At 63.9% G+C, this 19,857-nt stretch carries 20 protein-coding genes and 1 tRNA gene; 6 read left to right on the forward strand and 15 right to left on the reverse strand.

Annotated features, from left to right (window positions below; all coding sequences use genetic code 11):
- Nucleotides 1-15 precede the first annotated feature (15 nt).
- Complete coding sequence (locus A5790_RS08505; protein WP_064393972.1) at nucleotides 16-327, reverse strand: hypothetical protein; 312 nt, start codon at nucleotides 325-327, stop codon at nucleotides 16-18.
- A 189-nt stretch (nucleotides 328-516) separates the two neighbouring features.
- On the opposite strand from A5790_RS08505, the gene A5790_RS08510 reads away from it, so the two are divergent.
- The 3 genes from A5790_RS08510 to A5790_RS08520 are packed head-to-tail and all read left to right on the forward strand — an operon-like array spanning nucleotide 517 to nucleotide 2,838.
- Nucleotides 517-1,506: a hypothetical protein gene (locus A5790_RS08510; RefSeq protein WP_231987655.1), complete on the forward strand. Its 990-nt coding sequence runs from the start codon at nucleotides 517-519 to the stop codon at nucleotides 1,504-1,506.
- Entirely contained in the window at nucleotides 1,503-1,772 is a 270-nt protein-coding gene (locus tag A5790_RS08515; RefSeq protein ID WP_066842684.1) for a DUF5703 family protein, read from the forward strand. The genes A5790_RS08510 and A5790_RS08515 overlap by 4 nt, the downstream gene beginning before the upstream one ends.
- Before the next feature lie 7 nt (nucleotides 1,773-1,779).
- Nucleotides 1,780-2,838, forward strand: coding sequence for a quinone-dependent dihydroorotate dehydrogenase (locus A5790_RS08520; RefSeq protein ID WP_197696750.1), 1,059 nt, complete (start codon nucleotides 1,780-1,782; stop codon nucleotides 2,836-2,838).
- Here the strand turns inward: A5790_RS08520 and A5790_RS26380 are convergent.
- From A5790_RS26380 to A5790_RS08530, 3 genes are all read right to left on the reverse strand, one after another.
- The gene (locus A5790_RS26380; protein ID WP_255361514.1) at nucleotides 2,835-2,963 is read right to left on the reverse strand and encodes a hypothetical protein; all 129 of its coding nucleotides are present in this window, start codon (nucleotides 2,961-2,963) and stop codon (nucleotides 2,835-2,837) included. The two genes, A5790_RS08520 and A5790_RS26380, sit on opposite strands and share 4 nt — an antisense overlap.
- Nucleotides 2,964-3,129: 166 nt before the next feature.
- Entirely contained in the window at nucleotides 3,130-3,660 is a 531-nt protein-coding gene (locus A5790_RS08525) for a YbhB/YbcL family Raf kinase inhibitor-like protein (RefSeq protein ID WP_066842686.1), read from the reverse strand.
- Nucleotides 3,661-3,678: 18 nt separating this feature from the next.
- The gene (locus A5790_RS08530; protein WP_066842687.1) at nucleotides 3,679-5,022 is read right to left on the reverse strand and encodes a M20/M25/M40 family metallo-hydrolase; all 1,344 of its coding nucleotides are present in this window, start codon (nucleotides 5,020-5,022) and stop codon (nucleotides 3,679-3,681) included.
- Nucleotides 5,023-5,094: 72 nt separating this feature from the next.
- Between A5790_RS08530 and A5790_RS08535 the strand changes: the two genes are divergently transcribed.
- Nucleotides 5,095-5,180 (forward strand) — tRNA-Leu (locus A5790_RS08535).
- On the opposite strand, the gene A5790_RS26385 is transcribed toward A5790_RS08535, so the two are convergent.
- The 4 genes from A5790_RS26385 to A5790_RS08550 all read right to left on the reverse strand — a co-directional run bounded on the left by A5790_RS26385 (nucleotide 5,162) and on the right by A5790_RS08550 (nucleotide 10,372).
- On the reverse strand, nucleotides 5,162-6,808 hold the full coding sequence (locus tag A5790_RS26385) for a recombinase family protein (RefSeq protein ID WP_005086570.1): 1,647 nt from the start codon (nucleotides 6,806-6,808) through the stop codon (nucleotides 5,162-5,164). The two genes, A5790_RS08535 and A5790_RS26385, sit on opposite strands and share 19 nt — an antisense overlap.
- Nucleotides 6,809-6,994: 186 nt before the next feature.
- Nucleotides 6,995-8,485, reverse strand: coding sequence for a replication initiator (locus tag A5790_RS08540; protein ID WP_005086571.1), 1,491 nt, complete (start codon nucleotides 8,483-8,485; stop codon nucleotides 6,995-6,997).
- The gene (locus tag A5790_RS08545) at nucleotides 8,478-9,923 is read right to left on the reverse strand and encodes an FtsK/SpoIIIE domain-containing protein (protein ID WP_005086572.1); all 1,446 of its coding nucleotides are present in this window, start codon (nucleotides 9,921-9,923) and stop codon (nucleotides 8,478-8,480) included. Before A5790_RS08545 ends, A5790_RS08540 begins: the two co-directional genes overlap by 8 nt.
- A 104-nt stretch (nucleotides 9,924-10,027) precedes the next feature.
- On the reverse strand, nucleotides 10,028-10,372 hold the full coding sequence (locus A5790_RS08550; protein ID WP_005086573.1) for a hypothetical protein: 345 nt from the start codon (nucleotides 10,370-10,372) through the stop codon (nucleotides 10,028-10,030).
- A 254-nt stretch (nucleotides 10,373-10,626) separates the two neighbouring features.
- Between A5790_RS08550 and A5790_RS08555 the strand changes: the two genes are divergently transcribed.
- Together A5790_RS08555 and A5790_RS08560 are read left to right on the forward strand one after the other, a co-directional pair.
- Nucleotides 10,627-11,427: a hypothetical protein gene (locus A5790_RS08555; RefSeq protein ID WP_005086574.1), complete on the forward strand. Its 801-nt coding sequence runs from the start codon at nucleotides 10,627-10,629 to the stop codon at nucleotides 11,425-11,427.
- A gap of 5 nt (nucleotides 11,428-11,432) precedes the next feature.
- Complete coding sequence (locus A5790_RS08560; protein ID WP_005086575.1) at nucleotides 11,433-11,900, forward strand: NUDIX hydrolase; 468 nt, start codon at nucleotides 11,433-11,435, stop codon at nucleotides 11,898-11,900.
- A 10-nt stretch (nucleotides 11,901-11,910) separates the two neighbouring features.
- On the opposite strand, the gene A5790_RS08565 is transcribed toward A5790_RS08560, so the two are convergent.
- The 7 genes from A5790_RS08565 to A5790_RS08595 form a co-directional block, all read right to left on the reverse strand.
- Nucleotides 11,911-12,447 (reverse strand): HD domain-containing protein, encoded by a 537-nt coding sequence (locus A5790_RS08565; RefSeq protein WP_005116484.1) that lies wholly within the window; start codon nucleotides 12,445-12,447, stop codon nucleotides 11,911-11,913.
- Nucleotides 12,448-12,817: 370 nt separating this feature from the next.
- Nucleotides 12,818-14,017, reverse strand: coding sequence for an acyl-CoA dehydrogenase family protein (locus tag A5790_RS08570; RefSeq protein WP_005086577.1), 1,200 nt, complete (start codon nucleotides 14,015-14,017; stop codon nucleotides 12,818-12,820).
- A 159-nt stretch (nucleotides 14,018-14,176) separates the two neighbouring features.
- Nucleotides 14,177-15,283: an NDMA-dependent alcohol dehydrogenase gene (locus A5790_RS08575; protein WP_066842688.1), complete on the reverse strand. Its 1,107-nt coding sequence runs from the start codon at nucleotides 15,281-15,283 to the stop codon at nucleotides 14,177-14,179.
- Nucleotides 15,284-15,431: 148 nt separating this feature from the next.
- Nucleotides 15,432-15,842 carry an SCP2 sterol-binding domain-containing protein gene (locus A5790_RS08580; RefSeq protein ID WP_005086579.1) on the reverse strand — a complete coding sequence of 137 codons (411 nt, stop codon included), beginning with the start codon at nucleotides 15,840-15,842 and terminating at the stop codon, nucleotides 15,432-15,434.
- 91 nt (nucleotides 15,843-15,933) lie between these two features.
- The gene (locus A5790_RS08585) at nucleotides 15,934-16,992 is read right to left on the reverse strand and encodes a BtrH N-terminal domain-containing protein (protein WP_005086581.1); all 1,059 of its coding nucleotides are present in this window, start codon (nucleotides 16,990-16,992) and stop codon (nucleotides 15,934-15,936) included.
- A 49-nt stretch (nucleotides 16,993-17,041) separates the two neighbouring features.
- Nucleotides 17,042-18,187 carry an acyl-CoA dehydrogenase family protein gene (locus A5790_RS08590; protein WP_005086582.1) on the reverse strand — a complete coding sequence of 382 codons (1,146 nt, stop codon included), beginning with the start codon at nucleotides 18,185-18,187 and terminating at the stop codon, nucleotides 17,042-17,044.
- Between the two features lie 38 nt (nucleotides 18,188-18,225).
- Nucleotides 18,226-19,845: a fatty acid--CoA ligase gene (locus tag A5790_RS08595; protein WP_005118169.1), complete on the reverse strand. Its 1,620-nt coding sequence runs from the start codon at nucleotides 19,843-19,845 to the stop codon at nucleotides 18,226-18,228.
- Between the last annotated feature and the right edge of the window lie 12 nt (nucleotides 19,846-19,857).

Consider the following 19,857-nt stretch of genomic DNA (forward strand, 5'->3'; position numbering starts at 1 on the left):
TACCGTGGGCGGGTGTTAGCGACCGGTCCGCGCCACCGGCTCTGCGGACGCGACGAGATCACGCACCGCCGCGCCCACGCTGCGTCGGTCGGTGAGGTCGATGTCGGTCAGCTTGCGGCTGGACACCGCGACCACGTCCTCCTCGTGCGGGACCGGTCCCGCCAACCGCGGGCGGTAGATCTCGACCACCAGCATCTGGCGCTCGACATGGAACGAGAAGCTGCGGCCGTCGCCCACCTGGCCGAAGCCGCTGGCATACAGGCCGGTGGTCATGTCCTCGATGACAAACTCACCGGCGCCGGTCGCACGGTCCGTGGCGAGGGTCATGATCGCACCATACCGTTGACGCGGCCGCTAATTGGGAGGGCACGGCGAGCGGACGAAAGCCGACGCGCAGTTGTCTGCCTAGACTGGCCGTTCAGTCGCTTAACCGTACGCACGACCGAGAGCTACCCCTTGGCGCCCGTGGTAAACACATCGAATCAGCCGATTCGCCGGATCGTGGCGGCGCTGGCTATCGTGCCGGCATTTGTGCTGGTCGGCGGCTGCTCATCGGAAAGCACCGACGCTCCCGCCACCATCGCTCCCGCGCAAGCCGCGGTGTCCCCACCGGTGGCCAGCCGGCCCGACGGCGTCGTGTGGCCGCTGGGTGCCGATGCGCAGGCGGCGATCGTCGACGCGGAAAGCGGCTCACTGGTGGTGCTGGCGCCCGATCCGGCGGACCGATCGCAGGTCACGGTGTATTCCACCGGCGGCGAGGACGCGGCGACGGTGTCGTTGTCCAGTCCCGCAACGGCGATGACGGGTGACGGCGACGGCCAGGTCTACGCGGCGACGCGCGGCGGCTACCACCGGATCGACGTCGCCGGTCGCACCGCGACCAAGGTCGAGGTCGAGGGCCTGCCCGACACCGACTTCACCGCGATCGCGCGGCGCGCGGACGGCCGACTGGTGCTCGGGAGCGCCGACGGCGCCGTCTACACGTTGGGCTCAGATACCGCCGTAGCCGCTACGCTGAAGATCTTTGCCCGTGTCGATGTGCTTGTCACACAAGGGAATACGGCCGTGGTACTGGATCGCGCCCAGACGTCGGTGACGGCGCTCACCGAGAACGGCGAGGAGCAGGCGCAGGCGCTGCGGGCGGGCGAGGGTGCGACGACGATGGTCGCCGACCCGGCCGGTCGGGTGCTGGTGGCCGACACCCGCGGCGAGGGACTCCTGGTCTTCGGCACCGATCCGCTGATCCTGCGTCAGCGGTACCCGGTGCGCGACGCCCCCTACGGCCTTGCCGGGTCGTCGACGTTGGCCTGGGTGTCGCAGACTGCAGCGAACGAGGTCGTTGGCTACGATCTGGCCACCGGCATTCCCGTCGAGAAGGTGCGATATCGAACCGTGCAGCAACCGAACTCCCTGGCATTCGACGAATCCTCTGGCACGCTGTATGTGGTGTCCGGATCGGGAGCGGGTGTGCAGGTGATCGTCGACGCGGCGAGAGCGCACGCATGAGCGCACTTCACCGCGGACGGATGCCGGCGGCCTGGGAGGACGCCGTCAAATCAGACCTCTCAGACGACTACGAATGGATTCCGCTGCGGTTGCCGCCGGACGTCACGCGAGTCAGCGCCTCGACCCGGTTGTCGATCGAAGCCGAATACCGCGGTTGGGAACTCACCCGCGTCAGGCTCTACACCGACGGTTCACGACGGGTGTTGCTGCGCCGCAAGAAGACCGCAGCGAGCCGGATGGATACCCCAGGGCAGCCCGCACAGTGAAACGATGATGTACGGCGCGCTGCGGCGGGCGCTGTTTCTCGTTGCGCCCGAACGGATTCACACGTGGGTGTTCGCGGTGCTGCGGGCCGTCACCTATCCCCCGTGGACCAGACGCGCGTTGAGGCGGTGGTTGGGACCCCGCGATCCGATACTGGCCAGCACGGTGTTCGGCGTCCGGTTCCCCGGACCGCTGGGCCTGGCCGCCGGGTTCGACAAGAACGGCAGCGGACTGCACACGTGGGGCGCACTCGGCTTCGGGTACGCCGAGGTGGGCACCGTGACCGCCCAAGCCCAGCCCGGCAATCCGAAACCGCGGATGTTCCGGCTGCCCGACGACCGTGCGCTGTTGAACCGGATGGGGTTCAACAACCACGGCGCGGGTGAACTCGCGGTGAGGCTGGCCCGGCGCGTTCCGGATGTCCCGATCGGGGTGAACATCGGCAAGACGAAGATCACGCCGCCGGAGGAGGCGGTGCAGGATTACGCGTCGTCGGCGCGCCTGCTGGGACCGCTCGCCTCGTTCGTAGTGGTCAACGTCAGCTCACCGAACACGCCGGGGCTGCGCGACCTGCAGGCGGTTTCGTCGTTGCGCCCGATCCTGACCGCGGTGCTCGCGGAGACGTCGACGCCGGTGCTGGTGAAGATCGCACCGGACCTGTCCGACGAGGACGTAGACGAAATCGCCGATCTGGCAGTCGATCTCGGTCTGGCAGGCATCGTCGCCACTAATACGACGGTGTCGCGTGACGGGTTGGCCACCCCAGGCCTCGACGAACTGGGACCGGGCGGCATCTCTGGGCGGCCGGTGGCCACGCGGTCGGTCGAGGTGCTGCGCAGGCTATATCGCCGGGTCGGGGGCAGGCTGGCGCTGATCAGTGTCGGCGGCATCGAAACCGCCGACGACGCTTGGGACCGGATCATCTCCGGAGCCTCACTTCTGCAGGGCTACACCGGATTCGTGTACGGCGGCGGGCTGTGGGCCAAAGGCATCCACGATGGAATCGCCCGCCGCCTTCACGAGGGGGGCTTCGGCTCACTGGCCGAAGCGGTGGGTTCTGCGGCCTAGCTTGCGCGCTTGCGCTTGCGGATGAACTCACCCGCCTCGGCTTCGCGCTGACGCTTCTCAGCGCGCCGGTCCTTGAGGGACCGTTCAGCCTTCTTCAGGCTTCTACCGGGTTTCTTGTCAGCCATTGTCGCTCCTTAAGCAGAAGTGGCAATCACTCACCTGCGACCATACGTCAGTTCCCAGGAAAAGCCAGTGGTGCAGGTCATCCCCGTCGCGCAGGAAATCCCCGTCGTGCAGGAAATCCCCGTCGTGCGGGAAATCAGAGCGCGCAGAGCGGATTTCGCGGTTCGGCTACTTCTGTTCGTAGGTGCCGTGGATCAGCGCCCGCGCGATCGCGTGCTGAAACAGGTTGAATCCCAGGTACGCCGGGGTCGCATCCTCGGGCAGGTCCAGCTTTTCGACGTCGACCGCGTGCACGGCGACGATGTAGCGGTGTGGGCCGTGTCCGGGCGGCGGGGCGGCGCCGATGAAACGCTTGAGGCCGGCGTCGTTGCGCAGCGTGAGCGCATTGCCGGGCAGGCCGCTGCCGTCACCTACGCCCTCGGGCAGTTCGGTGACGGTGGCGGGCAGGTTGGCCACCGCCCAGTGCCAGAAGCCCGACGCGGTCGGGGCGTCGGGGTCGTAGACCGTGACCGCGAAGCTGCGGGTCTCCTCAGGAAAGCCCGACCACGTCAGGTGCGGCGAGACGTCGTTGCCGCCGGCGCCCATGATGCCGCTGACCTGGTCGTTGCCCAGCGCGTCGCCGTCATTGAAGGTGTCCGAGGACACCGTGAACGCGGGCAACTCGGGGAGGAACTCGTAGGGGTTGTAGTCAAACGCCATGACTCGTCCTTTCGTCGATCAGCAGTGCAACAGGAAGTGCTCGAGGACCTGGGTACCGAACTTCAACGCGTCAACGGGTACCCGTTCGTCGACGCCGTGGAACAACGCGGTGAAGTCGAGGTCGGGCGGCAACTGCAGCGGAGCGAACCCGAAGCATCGAATCCCTAACTGCGCAAACGCTTTTGCGTCCGTCCCGCCGGAAAGCATGTACGGCACGATGCGGGCGTCGGGGTCCACGGACAGGATCGCTCCGTTCATCGCGTCGACCAGGTCGCCGTCGAAGGTGGTCTCGTAGGACGGCAGTTCGGTGACCCACTCGCGGGTGACGTTCGGGCCGATCAGCTCGTCGACCTCGCGTTCGAAGGCCGCCTGGCGCCCCGGCAGGATCCGGCAGTCCACGACCGCTTCGGCCGAGGCCGGGATGACGTTGGCCTTGTACCCGGCCTTGAGCATGGTCGGATTGGCGGTATCGCGCAGGGTGGCGCCGACCACGCGAGCGATCGGGCCCAGCTTGGCGATCGCGCCGGCCAGATCGGGCGAGTCGACGTCGAACGAATAGCCGGTCTCCTCGGTGACCGCCTGCAGGAACTGGCTGACGGCGTCGGTCATCACCAGCGGGAACTCGTGGCGGCCGAGCTTGGCCACCGCCTCGGCCACCGCGGTCACCGAGTTGCTGTCGTGGATCATCGAGCCGTGGCCGGCGTGGCTCCGTGCGGTCAGCTTCATCCAATTCATCGACTTCTCGGCCGTCTCGACCAGGTAGAGGCGCCGCTCGCCGCCGTCCTTGCGTGGCACGGTCAACGAGAAGCCGCCGACCTCGCCGACCGCCTCGGTGACCCCGGCGAACAGGTCGGGCCGGTTCTTGACCAGCCAGTGCGAGCCGAACTTACCGCCGGCCTCCTCGTCGGACAGGAACGCGAAGATCAGGTCGCGCGGCGGGGTGATGCCCGCGCGCTTGAAGTGCCGCGCGATCGCGATCATCATGCCGCACATGTCCTTCATGTCGACCGCGCCGCGTCCCCACACGTAGTCGTTCTCGACCGCGCCGGAGAATGGGTGCACGCTCCAGTCGGACGCCTCGGCGGGCACCACGTCGAGGTGGCCGTGCAGCAGCAGCGCCCCGCGCGAGCTGTCGGCGCCCTCGAGCCGGGCGAACACGTTGCCTCTGCCCGGCGCGCCGGCCTCCACGTATTCGGTCGCATAGCCGACCTCTTCGAGCTGTTCGGCGACCCAGCGCGCGCATTCGGCCTCACCCATGGTGGTGGCCGGATCGCCGGTGTTGGACGTGTCGAACCGGATGAGCGCGCTGACGAGGTCGACGACCTCCGCTTCGGCGTTGACGGGACCAGTCACAGTCACCATTCGTACCATTGACCTGGCGGCTGGGTTTGGGTCACGCCTCGGTGATCCGATAGCCTTAGCTGCCCACAACGAGTCCGAGTGGCGGAATGGCAGACGCGCTAGCTTGAGGTGCTAGTGCCCTATTAACGGGCGTGGGGGTTCAAGTCCCCCCTCGGACACATCCGGCGACACGACTCAGGTCGGCAGTCGCCGTGACTCGCCGAAGATGCGGGTCGTAGTCGAGACGCAGGCCCAAGCTTGCGTACACCTCGGCGCGCTCAGCTCCGGTTGCCGCGCCGAGGATGACCGACAGTCCGCCTAACTCCTTAACTAACTCACTGATCTCGGCGGCACACATGGCGCGGGGCCGCGCCACTCGCTCAACGCGTGCCCTCAGCTCGTCGCGCTCGGCGGTACGTTGACGCAACGCAGCAGTTAGATCCTCAACGGCCACGCCAGACTCCACGGCGGTGATCAAGGCAGCCACTTTGGCATTCGCCTCGCTCAGCTGGCGCTGCAAGGCGGCGTAGCCAGGTCCGGCCGCCGGGTCCACGTCTTGCCCGCGTGCGAGGTCTTCTGGATCGGCCAGAGTGGCGATCCATTCGTCGAGTCGCGCTGTCACTGCGTCTTCGCGGAGATAGACGGTGCGCGGATGATCACTCAGGTCCACAGGTACAGAACGTGACTTGCCGAACTCACAACGGTAGAGGATCCGCGTTGTTTGCTTCCCCGGCCGGGCGGCGCCCTGCATGCGGCGTCCACATGCGGCACAGAACAGCAGCCCGCGCAGCGCATATGGCACCGTCGATTCTCTGCTACACACAAGACCCGGACCCCGCCGCGCCTGCATCCGAAGTCGGACAGCCCGCGCCAGCTCGTCAGTGATCAGCGCTTCGTGCGTTCGCCGGTCAGGTGCGATCCAGTCGACCTCGTCACGCCACCGCATGCGAGTCTCGTACCCGGCAGCGACATCGTCGGGGTTGACCAAGACCTCGTATTTCTCCTGCTTGCCCCACACACGAATACCGCGGTACGCCGGGTTGTCGAGGATTGCGCGGATCGCCGAATGGGACCATCCGCGCGGATCACGGTGCCGGTTCCGCTCCGGGTCATATTGGCTTGGTGATGGCACTCCATCGTCGGTGAGCTGCTGTGCGATGAAGCGCAAGCCAGCACCATCGGCGTACATGCGGTAGATCCGCTCGACGACCGAACATGTCGCGGGGTCGGGTTCGAGACGATGGAGCCGCTGCCCAAGACTTGCCTTGGCAGGGTTGGGATGCGGGCCGGCATCGACGAGTCGATACCCGTACGGTGGGCGACCGCCGAGGTATCTGGTTGTGTCCTGCGCGAGTGCCGACATCGCGGTACGGACGCGCATCTGGATTCGTGCGCGTTCTCCCTTGCTCATACCGCCGAAGAGCGTCATCACGAGGTCGTGTGCCTCGGATCCGGGATCAACCGCTCCGCCGACTTCAGGCACCCATAGGCCAACCCCGTAGTGCGTGAGCACCGGGAAAGTGAGCGCAAATTGCGGTCCGTAGAACGCGCGAGCAGGTTCCCCGATCACCACGGCATCGAAGCCACGGTCACGAGAAGTGACATCTGCAAGCAGACGTGAAGCCTCCGGTCTGCGTTTCCAGGGAAGCGAACGGCTTTGACCTATATCGAAGTAGTCGACAGCGAGGACTCCGCCATGCGGAGTGATCAGATCGATGGCACGACGTTTCTGCCAGCTGCGGCTCGCCTCGGGATCTTGAGCGTCCTCGGTACTCACTCGGCCATAGAAAGCGAACCTGAGGCTCATGCCACTTCCCTTCGTGATCCGCGGGTCCGGTCCCGCACAGCCAGTATGACGTTTACCAGCGCGCGGTTGGCCTCGCGCGGAAGCCGATTCCGGTTCGGCAGGTCAATTTGAACACCTCCCTCTGACATGCTCGGTGCATTAATTCGAGCGTCACATTCGGAGCGAGCATGTGGGGTTGGGCATCGTTCAGCCATCGCTTGCCCCTGGTGGATCCCAATGCTGGCTGCGTGTGTGGCGACGGGCTTCCACTAGTCCGATGCGGCGGATGTGAATACGTTGGAGGGCCGCGGAATAGACGAGACTGCGATCGCCGAGGCTGCCGGGGCCGGCACGGTCAAACTCCCACGCCACCAGATCATCGCCACCGGCGAAGTCACAGTCGGGATCGTATTGGTATGCAGTGCTTTTCGAGCTTTCCTGACGCGTCCAAATGGCGCGCTGTTCGCGCAGCACGGTCATGGTAGTCGAATAACGGCGGGATTTGCTGGTGATGTGGCCGCGGAATCCGAGGGTGTGCAACCACCGCCCGATGCCGGACAGTCCTTTGTCCGCGAGATCGCTGATGGTGGTCAGGATGGTCCGCACATGCTCGGACACGTCCAGGTCGGGTATGGCTTCCGTAGATAGGCGGCGTGCGCTGATTCCGAGGGCTGCCAAGGATTTGGTGACATACTTGGCGAGATAGCGCGCCACCAGCCGGCTAGACATGGACCGGCTTGAGCCTGAATTGTGCTCATTTGGCGGCGGATCCACCGATGCGGTTAGCGGTTGGGTGTCGATCTGTGTGCCGAACCGTATCGTCTGCCCACCGCCATCGGCTGTCGGGTCGTTGACGGTGAGTGTGACGGTGCGGATGGCGTACTGGATGACCTTAGCGAGTTCGACTGCACCGATAGGTGATTCCCACCCGGGGCGGTCAAGGTCGTCGTGGGGATCCAGGCGGATCAGTGCGTGGATGTGTGGGATAGCGCGGGCTTGCAGTTCGACGATCTTGATGAAGCTCACTCGCACCGTATCCGGGTCAACTCCGGCGGCTTTCAGGCTTTTGCGTAGGGCGCGCCGCAGGGTGATGGTGAAGCGTCGCCACAGTTCGGGCAGGTGCCACGTGAACAGCACATGCCCGGCATAGTCGTAGCACTCCGGACACAGCGGCTGGCCGACCCGCTCGTCGCCATGATCATGGGACATGCTGCACCACAATTGTTTTCCATGCGGGCAGCGTCGGTAGCCGCCGACCCGGTGCTGGTCGCGGCACACCTGCGCTGCCTTCTCCCGTGACTTCGTGGCGGTGTGGACGGCCCCGAAGCTCGGTGCGGTGAGAGTGACAAACACTTGCGGATGATCGGCCACCGTGGTGGGCATGCCGTGGTGACCGCCAGCGGCACCGGCGTGCACGAGTTGCCAGGTGTCGCGGGCGTAGAGATCCGAGCAGGAGGGGCAGATGTGGGCGCGACGGTTGTTGCAGCGCGTCCATACCACCCGCTGACGCCCGTACTCATCGGCACCGATCAGCTGGATGGGGTGGGCGCAGAATCCGACGGATTCTGCTCGTCGCCACCAGGATTCGTATCCCATCGAGGCGGCGCGCCGCACCATCTGCTCGACCACCCGGGCGGTGTCAGCTGTATCCGGAACACCCGGTAGGACAAGCTGCGCCGATGTCGTGGAGCTATTCACCGCTGCCCTCACTCGCGGTGTGGCCGGTATCGGTGTTGTGTGGCTGGTGGGGCTTGTTCGGTCGCCTCGCGGTTCGGCGGAACCGGCTGGCCAGGGCGGTAATGTCGTGGTCGGTGACGTGAAAGGCCCGCACCCGCTGGGCGTGGGCGGTGCCGTCAACCATCATGTAGCCCACCCCGGGGGTGGTGTCGGGGATGCGGTCGCATTCTGCCCCGGCATCGCGCGCCCCTTGGCCGAGGACCATGGTGGTTTGGGTGGCTTCGGTCAGCCGCAACCCGATCCGCACCGTGAACAGCTGCCGTACCGGCAGGGTGTCTTTGGCCGGGTCTTGGACCGCGGCGACCACGCTGATGCCGACTGCGCGGCCTTGGGAGAGCAGCAGGCCCAGGAGTTGTTCGACTTCGGTGCGGACCTTGCGGTCGGTCACGTATGCGGTCAGTGCGGCGATCTCATCGATCACCGCAACGAACAACGGCTCCGACGTCGTGGGGGTGTGTAGGCGGGTGTGGCCGCGCAGACGATTCGCCCGGGCGTGCATCACCGTGACGAGCTGGCGTAGCAACTCCAGGGTGGTGTCGGTGGCGTCGTGGGTGAACACGGTGAACAGGGGTGCTCCGGCACCGAGTTCCATGCCGCCTTTGGGGTCGATGACACACAACCGGACCAGCCCGGTCTTCACCGCGGGGGCAATGCCGGCGATCAACGACCACAGCACTGAGCCTTTGCCTGCGCCGGTTGCCCCGGCGATCAGCACGTGGTGACCGAGCAGCGGCACCTGCCACCAATGTCGCGTTTCGGTGATCCCGACCCGCACCGACACCAGATCGACCGGGGTGGCCGGGGTTGGCATGGGCAGGGCGATCGGTTCAGCCAGCACGTCTGCGCGCATTAACGTGATGCGCAGTTCGCCGGGCGAGATGGCGGTGATGCTGATGCGGCCGGCGCGCCACGCGGCGGCCAGCGCGTCGGACTGTTTATGCCAATCTGCCACGGACTGGCCGGTGACGATCCGCACCACGAGCACATCGGTGGTTTTACCGATCGTCACCGTGCGCAGGGTGGGAGTGAGAGTGCGTCCGCCGAGGGTGGCGGTCAGGCCGTGCAAGGTGCAGGTCGATTCCCAGGTGCGGGTGTAGCGCGACCACGTGAGCCAGCGCCGCCGTACCGGTTCGGTCACCCAGGCGCGAAATGACCCCGGTTGGAGCCAGGCCCAGCCCGCATACCCGGCACTGCACACGATCGCGCAGATCAGGCCCACGCGTGGGCCGTGGCTGATAGCAAGGACGAGGCTGGCGATGATGGGCACGCTGATCGCCGGGAACAGCACCGCCCACCACAGCACATACCCGGATGCGGTGAACAGCGACATGACCAGTTCTCCGAACCAGTCGTCATCGCCTGATCCACTGTTGGTGGTGTTCTTCTTGTTCGATGTCATGAGAGATGCCCTCCGTGAGCGTGTGGTCAACAGCAATGCCCGGGGTGTCGGGGTGGCGGGGTGCGATGATCTGCTCACCGCACCCCACACCCGCTTGGGGGTTGTTACTTCTGCGGGCGTGTCTGCTCACTCGGCGCAGCACCACTGGCGGTGGCGGCGGTGAGGGCATCAGCACGGAACGCCACCCCGCTGCGATCACCTTGGGCCCACGGGATGGCCACCAGACCAACTACCGAAACAGGCTGCGTGACTGTCACTTTGGGGTCTCCTGCCACAGTGACAATGAGCACTTCGCCGCCGGAGTCATCCAGCGCGAGGACCTGGGTGGCGTACATCGGCATCCCGGTGGCGGTGTCGACTTTCGGGGCGCCGGTTTCGAAGTTCAGCCGTGGCTCAGGAGCGCGGGTGACGATAAAACGAGTCCCAGACGTATCGATTCTCAAACGCATTGTCCTACTGGTCCTTTCGTGAGCTGTTGACGCCGGTCCGGCGCTGGACTCAGTTCACGTGGACATCACGGACGTTGCGAGAGACATATGCCGACATTTCCGACACATCCACGGGCATTTCGGACACGGCCCGGACATACCCACGGACATCACACCGGCACTATCGCCGCCGGGTGGCGGCAGTCGCATGGCAAACTAGACACCACGCGCTGAGGGATGGATACGGACGACACGGGAAGATGTGCGCTGGCACGATGGACGAGCAGGACGGCACCGAGGCCGCCATCACTCCCAACGATCGCCTCGTGCAGCGGCTACACGCCAAAGGTCTGTCCTCGCAGCGGTTCGCCACCGCGGTGGGTGTCGATATCAAGTCGGTGCGACGCTGGCTGGCCGATAGCGACTACAGAATTCGCGAACACAACGCCCACAGAGCCAGCGAGGTGCTCGACTGCACCCCGCATGACCTGTGGCCCAACCAGTACCCACCCTCCACCGCGAGCGCAGTGGCAACAGCGTCTGCGGGTGGGCCGTTCACCGCGACCCTGTATGCCAGCCGCACCCAGCTACCCATCACCATGTGGCAGCAGCATTTCGCCGACGCCACCACCGGCATCGACATCCTCGTCCTGGCGGCCACGTTCCTGTTCGACACCCTCGACGGATTCCTCGACACCCTGCTCGCCGCCGCCGCCCGCGGTGTGACGGTGCGGTTTCTCGTCGGGGACCCCGACACCCCCACCACGATCCTGCGCGGCGAGGAGGAAGGGATCGGCGAGGCCGTCATCGCCCGCTGCCGCACGTCCGTGGAACTGCTCGCCCCTCACGCCGGCACCCCGGGGCTGGACATCCGCACCCACGACACCGCGCTCTACACGTCGATCTTTCGGGTCGATGACGCCATGATCGTCAACTTCCACATCTACGGCTCAGCCGGGCGCAACAACCCTGTGCTGGTTCTGTCACGTCACCACGAGCCACGGCTCTGGGCCACCCTTGAAGACGCTTTCACCCAGGTCTGGGACCATGCCAGACCGCTGACCTCGAAAGGCTGACCCCGATGCGCACCGACTACTACAACGACCCCAACGCCCCGGCGCCCAACAGTGTCGTTCCGTCGGCCTCGGCCATCGTCACCGACGAACACGGTCGCATTCTGCTGATCAAACGCCGCGACAACACCCTGTGGGCGCTACCGGGCGGCGGCCACGACATCGGCGAAACTATCGCCGACACCGCCGTGCGGGAAGTCAAAGAGGAAACCGGGCTTGACGTCAAAGTCACGGGTCTGGTCGGTGTCTACACCAATCCCCGCCACGTGGTCGCGTTCACCGATGGCGAAGTCCGCCAGCAATTCTCGCTCCTGTTCACCACCACGGTGCTCGGCGGCACCCTTGCCATCGACCACGAAAGCACGGACATCGCCTGGACTGCACCCGACGAGATCCCTAACCTGGATATGCATCCGTCGATGAGGCTGCGCATCGAGCACTACCTGCAACACCGCGACGGCCCCTACCTCGGCTAACCGGCTGGGTTTATAGCCAGTCGCGTACTCGCCGGACGGCCGCCAACAATTCGTCGCGGCCCGCGTCGACCGCCCGGTGCACCGGGTCCTCGGATCCATAACGCGACAGCACGTCGCGTAACCGATCGCGCGGTGATATCGGCGCCCCGTCAGGTCCGGTCGTCAGATCGCAAAAAGTCAGCACATCAAGGAAATCGCTGGGCGGATCACTGAACGCGGATAAGCCTGACAAGCCCCGCTCGGCAGCCTCCGCGTGCGCTCCGGTATGAAAGGCCACCAAGGAGGCGGCCAGCTCCCCGAAGCCGGCCGCTCGCACGTACTCCGCTCCATCGAGCGGATGAAACCCGGTCCGGCGCAACGACGATGCGTAACCGATATCGTGCAGCCACGCCGCTGCGACCAGACAGTCCGCTGTCTGGGGATCGAAACGCCGACTCAACCGCTCGGCAGTCGCCGCGACGCCCCGGACATGCGCCAACCGCCGCGGCTGCTCAGCCAGCCGCGTCTCGGTCTCGCGCCGTGCACGCTGCGTCAGAACCCCGCTCACAGCCGCCAGCTTACGAGCCACAGCACCATGACGCAGCCCCCTCGCAGCTTATGACGTAGATCCTGGAGGCCAGGATCTGCGAGGAACGGCGGCTACCTGCAGGCTTCGCTACGCTCGCTCTGCTCCCGTACGCTGGCGCTCCCGTCCGCGCCGCTCCCTGCGCTTCGCCCTCCGTCCGCCGCCACGCACACATGCACCCACGACCGGCGCCGGAACTAAGTCGCAGGCCACCACAGCTCTGGCATCACGACGAAGCGCAGCTGCCCTCGCTCCTCGCCGCATCGAGACGCCGCGAGCGGCAGGCTGGACCAACAGCCGCCTGACCGTCGTTGACCTGCGATGTGAGAACTTTCTTTACTGGTATCAAGAACTAGAGTCCGATACGTTTGGCAATGATCTCATTCATGATTTCGTTGGTGCCGCCGCCTATTCCGAGAATCCGGCAGTCTCGGTAGTGTCTCTCGATCTCAGACTCACGCATGTAGCCCATCCCACCAAAGATCTGAACCGCCTCATTGACCACGTAGTCGCACGCATACACAGCGGTGTTCTTGGCCATCGACACCTCGGCAACGACATCCTCCCCCGCTAGCCACCTCTGCATGACCGCACGGGTATAGGTGCACGCCACGTCGACCTGTCGAGCCATCTCCGCGAGCTTATGGCGAATGACCTGGCGCCCCGTCAAGGGTCTACCGAACGTTTCACGCTCCCGCGCCCAACTCTTGGCGAGATCGAGAGCCCGACCCGCCGTCGCGTACGCCTGGACGGCGATGCCGAGCCGTTCAGCCTGAAATTGCTGCATGATCTGCAAAAACCCGCTGTTTGCTGCCCCCACCAGGTTCTCAGCCGGTACGCGAACGTCGACGAAAGACAACTCGGCGGTGTCGCTACATCGCCATCCCATCTTGTCCAACCGGCGGGACACTTCGAATCCAGGCGAATTCTTGTCGATCACGAGCAATGAAACTCCACCGTAACCCGGTCCGCCGGTGCGTACCGCCGTAGTAACGAAGTCCGCCCGAACTCCGCTGGTGATGAACGTCTTTGCTCCGTTGACCACGTAGGTGTCGCCGTCGCGCACTGCGCGTGTGCGCAAATTCGCGACATCTGAACCTGCCCCAGGCTCGGTAACGCCCAGCGAGCCGATCATCTTTCCTGCGAGCGTCGGACGGACATATCGTTCAATCAGGGCGTCGGAGCCATTGGCGGCAATGTGGGGAAGGGCAATGCCATGGGTGAACAAGGCGGCGCAGACGCCAGTGGACCCGCCTGCGGCCAGGATGGCCTCAGTGACCAGTGCAGAGTCAATCGCATTGCCGCCGCTGCCGCCGACTTCTTCCGGGAACCCGATTCCGAGAAGCCCCACCTCGGCAGCATTGAGATGCAGGTCGCGCGGAATCTCACCCACGTGCTCCCATTCCGCTAGCTTCGGCGCGATTTCACGTTCCACGAAAGACCGCGCCATTTGGCTCAGCGCTCGTCGCTCCGGCGTGGTCCACACCTCCGGGGCGATAGCGAAACGAGCAGCCCCATCCCCGCTTGCCGTGGTCGTGCCAGCGTCCGTCATCTCAGCCTCCAGAGAATTTGATAAATGATCTATGAGGTGTCTGATGCTTGCCGTCCTCACGACGGGAAAGAAGGACGCGACGCCAACCACCCAAGCGGCCCGGCCGCATGATCTGCAGCGACGCAAGGACATGAAGACCAGCAGTGGGCATGATGCTCTTCAGAACCGGACCAGCCCTCGGATGTTTTTTCCTGAACGCATATCCTCGTAGCCCTCATTGATTTGGTCGAGGGAGTATTCGCGGGTGACCAATTCATCGAGCTTCAACAACCCAGCGGAGTACAGCTCGACCAGTCGCGGAATATCGTGCGGCGCATTGGATGAGCCATACAAAGCGCCACGAATCTGCTTCTCGTAAAGCGTCATTTCAAGCAGTGATCCTGAGATCGATGAGTCGTCGGGGTGCCCGATGGCCGTGACCACGACGCGCCCGCGCTTTCCGACCAAGGCCAGCGCTTCCGCGGTGTAGGAGGCCTCAGCCACATCGGTGGTGAGGATGCAGACATCAGCCAGCTTGCCCAGCGTCATATCGCTGACCAGCGACCAAGCTTCATCCATCGAGGCCGCGGTGTGCGTCGCACCGAACCCGCTCGCTTGCTCTCGCTTGAACTTCACCGGATCGACCGCCACAATCGCCAGCGCTCCCGCGATTCGCGCGCCCTGAAACGCATTCATTCCGATTCCGCCCGCTCCCACTACCACGACGGTGTCCCCGGCGCGCACCTCCCCAGTCCGCACCGCAGATCCGTAACCGGTCGTGACGCCGCAACCGATCAAGGCTGCCCGATCCAGGGGGATTCCGCCGTCAATCTTGACCACGGACGCCTGCGGCACCACTGTGTACTCGGAAAACGTCCCGAGCAAACACATCTGCCCGACGTCCTCGCCTCGTGCGTGAAAGCGATAGGTGCCGTCGATCTGCGGTCCCATCATGAGCGCCGCTCCCAACTCACAGAGATTGCCCATGCCGCGCGCGCAGTACGAGCAGCGCCCACACGAGGGAAGGAAGGTCAAGATGACAGAATCACCTTCGGACAGTTCCTCAACCCCTTCGCCGCACTCCACGACTGTGCCAGCACCCTCATGACCCCCCACTACCGGCAATGGGATCGGGAGGTCGCCGGTCACCAGATGTTCGTCGGAATGGCACAAGCCGGTGGCCGCCAGCCGCACGAGGACCTCCCCGGGACCTGGCGGATCCAAATCGACTTCTTCGACCTCCCACTTCTGCTCCAAGCCCCACAAAACAGCCGCACGTGTCTTCATGTTGAAGTCCCTTCTATCGAATTACGCTTCTCGAGTAGTTATCCCGACCGCGCACGGTGGTCGCGCGAACTGTCCTGGATGATCTCCGGGCACATCGCCCAGAGGCCCGCGCCGCTCACCCGTGCCCGGGCGCGGTACCGCACCGACATCACACATTGAGCAGGTCGTGACGCTTGTCGGCCTCAAGGATTGCCCGGTATTCCGGAAAGAGGTTCTTTGCCTGCGGTATGAGCTTGATCAGTTTGGTGACAGGACCTTTCGCTCGTACAGTTCCTTTCGCCATCGCCATGGTCAAGTTCACCTTCCCCAACCAGAACCTGTTGCCGGTATCCGCGGACATGAACAATTCGACATTCGGTGTAACGCCACTGTCCGCGCCGGTCTCTACGACCTTCTCCGGCATATCCACGGTTAGTACCGCATCCGGATCGGTGTAGTGGATCCGTAACACCACCCCGGACCCGGCAAGTCTGTTCGCAAGGTCTTCGTTCTCCAAACCTCGTCGAAAGATGCCGGCGAGGTAGCGGTAAACCTCTTCCGCATCAGCGAAGACAGCCATCGTGATTCTCCCTTCTTATGACACAATTCAAAGCGCTCAAATAAATCTGCTGGGTCGCAACCAGTTCGGCTTGCTCCGAAGCAATCAGAACTCATAGGAGTAGATCTCCTGCCTCCCTCAGCGCCTCCGCGAGTCGACGTTCGGCTGTCGGCAATTGCGCAGCCACGGACGCGGCGCCGCTCGCTCTTCGGTGCGGATCTGCACCGCGGTCATAAGCGGCGTGCGCAACCGCGGTCCACAACTCAGATGCGGTCTTTGCAGCCTCCGCTGCTTTAAACGCAGGTTCGAAACTCAACTCTTCAGCGACGCGCCGACATCCACGTGCTTGCAGATCTCGGAACAGACCGCCTCCGGTTCCGGCTTTTTCGATGAAGGCGCTCAGCGCAAACAAGGCTCCGTCGAGGGTGTCGTCGTCAAAGATCTTCGGCCACCGCTTGAGATCCTCCACAAAAGTCGATACCCCTGGTAGCCCACGCACCTGAATTTCACAATCGGAGTCCTCGGTGATCGGCGCGCTCACACACGAACCCTGCATCGCGTCCGCGGACCTACGGAAGGCCGACCGGGCAGCATTGCCGAGATCTGGTGCCGCGCCGGGCCACTCGACTACGTAGGTGGTGTGCCGCGTGGGGACGGGAAATCCCGTCGATGCCCGCGCCTTCCGTAGATTCTCGTAAGGCACGGCTTGAGGTGTATCGCGATCGTTATCGACCACGAAGGCGAGTTCCTCGTCGTCGTCGTACCCTACGATCACGACATCGTGCCGGCTCATACTCAGACGCGTTCTCAGATAGGGCAATTCGGCGATGTCAGTCCACACCATGACCGGCGTACCGGCATCGATCTGTTCGGTCACCCATTTCCACCCGAGATCGGGGTCGTCTGTCGAACGACACTCGAAGCGCGCGCCCAACCGGGTCAAGTATTCGTCTTCGAGGTCCGCGCTGCGTCCAACGAGGTAGATCGGTGGACGTAGGTGGGCCGAGCGAACATACGAGAAGTCGAGGGCCCCGCCGAGAGCAAACACGATGCCTTCGTCCGGGGTGTCATCACCCCAACGGATCCCGGCCCATTCGGTCAAATCCCGAAGAGCCCCCGATCCGCAGTGGCCGCCCATGTCGTGGCGATACGGCACCACCATCGATGCCATCAGTCCTCCTCCTCTAGATGACTAACGTGCGGGCGGCAACTCCTCTGAGTCATAGGGAACGCGAGATGATTTCCTTCATCACCTCGTTCGTGCCGGCATAGATTTTTTGCACGCGCTGATCCACCCACAACCTCGAGATGGGGTACTCGGTCATGTAGCCATATCCGCCGTGAAGCTGCATACAGTCATCGAGTACCTTCATCGCTCGCTCAGTGGTCCACCACTTCGCCATGGCGACGGTCTGCACGTCGAGTTGACCCGCAAGGTGCAGGTCGATGCAGTAGTCGAGGAACACTCGTGCGATGCGCGTTTCTGTCGCGGCTTCAGCCAGCGTGAACTTAGTGTTCTGAAAGCCAAAGACAGGCCGACCGAACGCCTCCCGCTCACGGGTGTACTTGAGCGTCTGCTCCAGGGCAAGTTCCATCGCTGCGACAGCCCCCACCGCGACGATGAGTCGCTCTTGTGGCAGCTGCGTCATCAGCTGAATGAAGCCCTGTCCCTCAGACTGGCCCAGTAGATGCGAGCGCGGAACTCTCACTTCATCGAAGAACAACTCGGAGGTGTCCTGGCCGCGCTGGCCGATTTTGTCGAGAACCTTGCCGCGCCGGAATCCCGCCCGGTCAGCCTCGACAACGATCAAAGAGATGCCCGCAGCGCCCTGGCTCGGATCTGTCTTGGCAACAACGATGATGAGGTCGGCCTGTTGGCCGTTGGTGATGAAAGTCTTGGAGCCGGTGATCACGTACTCGTCACCGTCCAGGAGGGCTTTTGTCTTGACGCTCTGCAGATCGGACCCGGTCCCCGGTTCTGTCATGGCGATCGCCCCGATCATTTCACCGGACGCCATCTTGGGAAGCCACTGCGCGCGCAGCTCTTCAGTCGCGTACTGCAGGATGTAGTGGGCGACGATTCCGCTGTGCAGTCCCGCGCCCCATGAGCTGTCACCTATGCGGGCCTGCTCTTCAAGCACGACCGCTTCGTGCGCGAAAGTGCCACCGCCTCCGCCGTATTCCTCAGGTATAGACATGCAGAGCAGGCCCAGCTCGCCTGCTCGGTTCCACAGTTCTCGGTCGACGTGGTGCTGGTCTGCAAAGCGGTTCGCATGCGGCGCCAATTCGGCCGAGAAGAACTTCGCAGCGAGGTCACGAAGCTCGAGTAATTCGGCATTCATCCAGGGAGAGATTGGTGAGGACATGATTACCTTCCGACAGTTGGAATTTCAGGGATTTGACGTTATGACGTTTCGATTTCGATGAGGTATTCGCCGGCAGAGTGGCGCGCACGGATGGCCTTTTTGTCGTACTTTCCGACGCTCGTTCTCGGAATATCGGACACGAAGCTCCATCGCTCGGGAATCCACCATTTGGCGACTTTGTCCGCAAGGAACGATCGGAGTTGGTCAATGTCAACATCGGTTCCGGGGTGGACGACGACAAGCGCCAACGGCCTTTCCTGCCATTTATCGTCCGCGACGCCGACTACCGCCGCTTCGTACACGGCAGGGTGGCCGATCAGCGTGTTTTCCAGCTCCACCGAGGAGATCCATTCGCCACCTGACTTGATGACGTCTTTCGAGCGGTCGGTCAGTGTCAGATAGCCCTCGGCCTCGATCTTGCCCACATCACCGGTACGCAGCCATCCTTCGTCGAACTTCTCCGTATCGTTGTCTCCGAAATAGGACCCGGTGATCCAGGGACCGCGCGCCTGGATCTCCCCAACTGATTGCCCGTCCCACGGCACGTCTTTCCCGTCGTCGTCCCGCAACCGGATTTCGACACCGCAGATCGGCCGGCCCTGGGATGCGCGCAGCTCCCAGCGCCGCGTCGCGTCGGCTCTGTGAGGCGGACGTGCAACGGTCGCCAACGGAGAGGTTTCGGTCATACCCCAGGCCTGCACAATGGGCACGTCGTACTTCTCTTCGAATGCCCGCATCAACGAAAGCGGAACAGCAGACCCCCCGCACGCGACCAGCCGTAACGAAGAAATGTCCCGCTCAGGGTGCGAATCCAGATATCGGTCGACATCGTTCCAGATCGTCGGCACTGCACCGGCCAAGGTCGGTCTGGTGTCTTCGATGATCGACACCAACGGTTCGGCTTGGAGATACCGGTCAGGCAGTACCAGATCCGCACCGGACATCAACGCTGCGTAAATAAGCCCCCACGCATTGGCGTGAAACATTGGGACGATGGCCAGCAGACGGTCGGCCTCGCTGACTGACAAAGCGTTAGCTGTGCAGGCGGTCAGGGAGTGAAGGTACGTCGAACGGTGGCTGTAGACGACGCCTTTGGGATCTCCGGTGGTACCGCTCGTATAACACATGGCCGCGGCGGACAGCTCGTCGAGCTCAGGCCAGTCGAATGATTCTTCTTGGCCGGCAAGCACTTCCTCGTAACGCAGAACGGTCTTCCCGCATCCCTGTAGCGGGGCAAGGTCGCCCTCTCCGGTGACGATGACGGTGTGCACCGACGCCATCGCTGGGAGCGCGCGCGCCAACAACGGGGCAACCGAAGCGTCGACTAGGACGATCTGATCGCTCGCGTGGTTGGCGATGTACGCCAGTTGCTCTGGGGCCAAACGAATGTTGAGCGTGTGCAGGACCGCGCCCATGGAGGGAATCGCACAGTAGGCCTCCAGATGTTCCTGGTTGCTCCACTGGAAGGTGGCCACGCGTTGGTCTGCCGTGACGCCAAGACTGCGCAGCGCATTGGCAAGGCGAGCCACTCGCGCCAGCACAATGCGGTAAGGCGTTCTCCGATATCCATTTCCGGTCGGAGTGACGACCTCGCTGTCACCGTGTATGGCTGCCGCATGCTGGACGATCGCCGACACCGTGAGCGGAACATTTTGCATTGTGCTTTGCAT

The organism is Mycobacterium sp. 852002-51152_SCH6134967, from assembly GCF_001667105.1.
Lineage (GTDB): Bacteria > Actinomycetota > Actinomycetes > Mycobacteriales > Mycobacteriaceae > Mycobacterium > Mycobacterium neumannii_A.

Coding starts and splice junctions, on each gene's coding strand:
- A5790_RS08505 (WP_064393972.1), bottom strand. CDS start 327: ATGACCCTCGCCACGGACCGTGCGACCGGCGCCGGTGAGTTTGTCATC.
- A5790_RS08515 (WP_066842684.1), top strand. CDS start 1,503: ATGAGCGCACTTCACCGCGGACGGATGCCGGCGGCCTGGGAGGACGCC.
- A5790_RS08520 (WP_197696750.1), top strand. CDS start 1,780: ATGTACGGCGCGCTGCGGCGGGCGCTGTTTCTCGTTGCGCCCGAACGG.
- A5790_RS26380 (WP_255361514.1), bottom strand. CDS start 2,963: ATGGCTGACAAGAAACCCGGTAGAAGCCTGAAGAAGGCTGAACGGTCC.
- A5790_RS08525 (WP_066842686.1), bottom strand. CDS start 3,660: ATGGCGTTTGACTACAACCCCTACGAGTTCCTCCCCGAGTTGCCCGCG.
- A5790_RS08530 (WP_066842687.1), bottom strand. CDS start 5,022: ATGGTGACTGTGACTGGTCCCGTCAACGCCGAAGCGGAGGTCGTCGAC.
- A5790_RS26385 (WP_005086570.1), bottom strand. CDS start 6,808: ATGAGCCTCAGGTTCGCTTTCTATGGCCGAGTGAGTACCGAGGACGCT.
- A5790_RS08545 (WP_005086572.1), bottom strand. CDS start 9,923: ATGACATCGAACAAGAAGAACACCACCAACAGTGGATCAGGCGATGAC.
- A5790_RS08550 (WP_005086573.1), bottom strand. CDS start 10,372: ATGCGTTTGAGAATCGATACGTCTGGGACTCGTTTTATCGTCACCCGC.
- A5790_RS08555 (WP_005086574.1), top strand. CDS start 10,627: ATGGACGAGCAGGACGGCACCGAGGCCGCCATCACTCCCAACGATCGC.
- A5790_RS08560 (WP_005086575.1), top strand. CDS start 11,433: ATGCGCACCGACTACTACAACGACCCCAACGCCCCGGCGCCCAACAGT.
- A5790_RS08570 (WP_005086577.1), bottom strand. CDS start 14,017: ATGACGGACGCTGGCACGACCACGGCAAGCGGGGATGGGGCTGCTCGT.
- A5790_RS08575 (WP_066842688.1), bottom strand. CDS start 15,283: ATGAAGACACGTGCGGCTGTTTTGTGGGGCTTGGAGCAGAAGTGGGAG.
- A5790_RS08580 (WP_005086579.1), bottom strand. CDS start 15,842: ATGGCTGTCTTCGCTGATGCGGAAGAGGTTTACCGCTACCTCGCCGGC.
- A5790_RS08585 (WP_005086581.1), bottom strand. CDS start 16,992: ATGGCATCGATGGTGGTGCCGTATCGCCACGACATGGGCGGCCACTGC.
- A5790_RS08590 (WP_005086582.1), bottom strand. CDS start 18,187: ATGTCCTCACCAATCTCTCCCTGGATGAATGCCGAATTACTCGAGCTT.
- A5790_RS08595 (WP_005118169.1), bottom strand. CDS start 19,845: ATGCAAAATGTTCCGCTCACGGTGTCGGCGATCGTCCAGCATGCGGCA.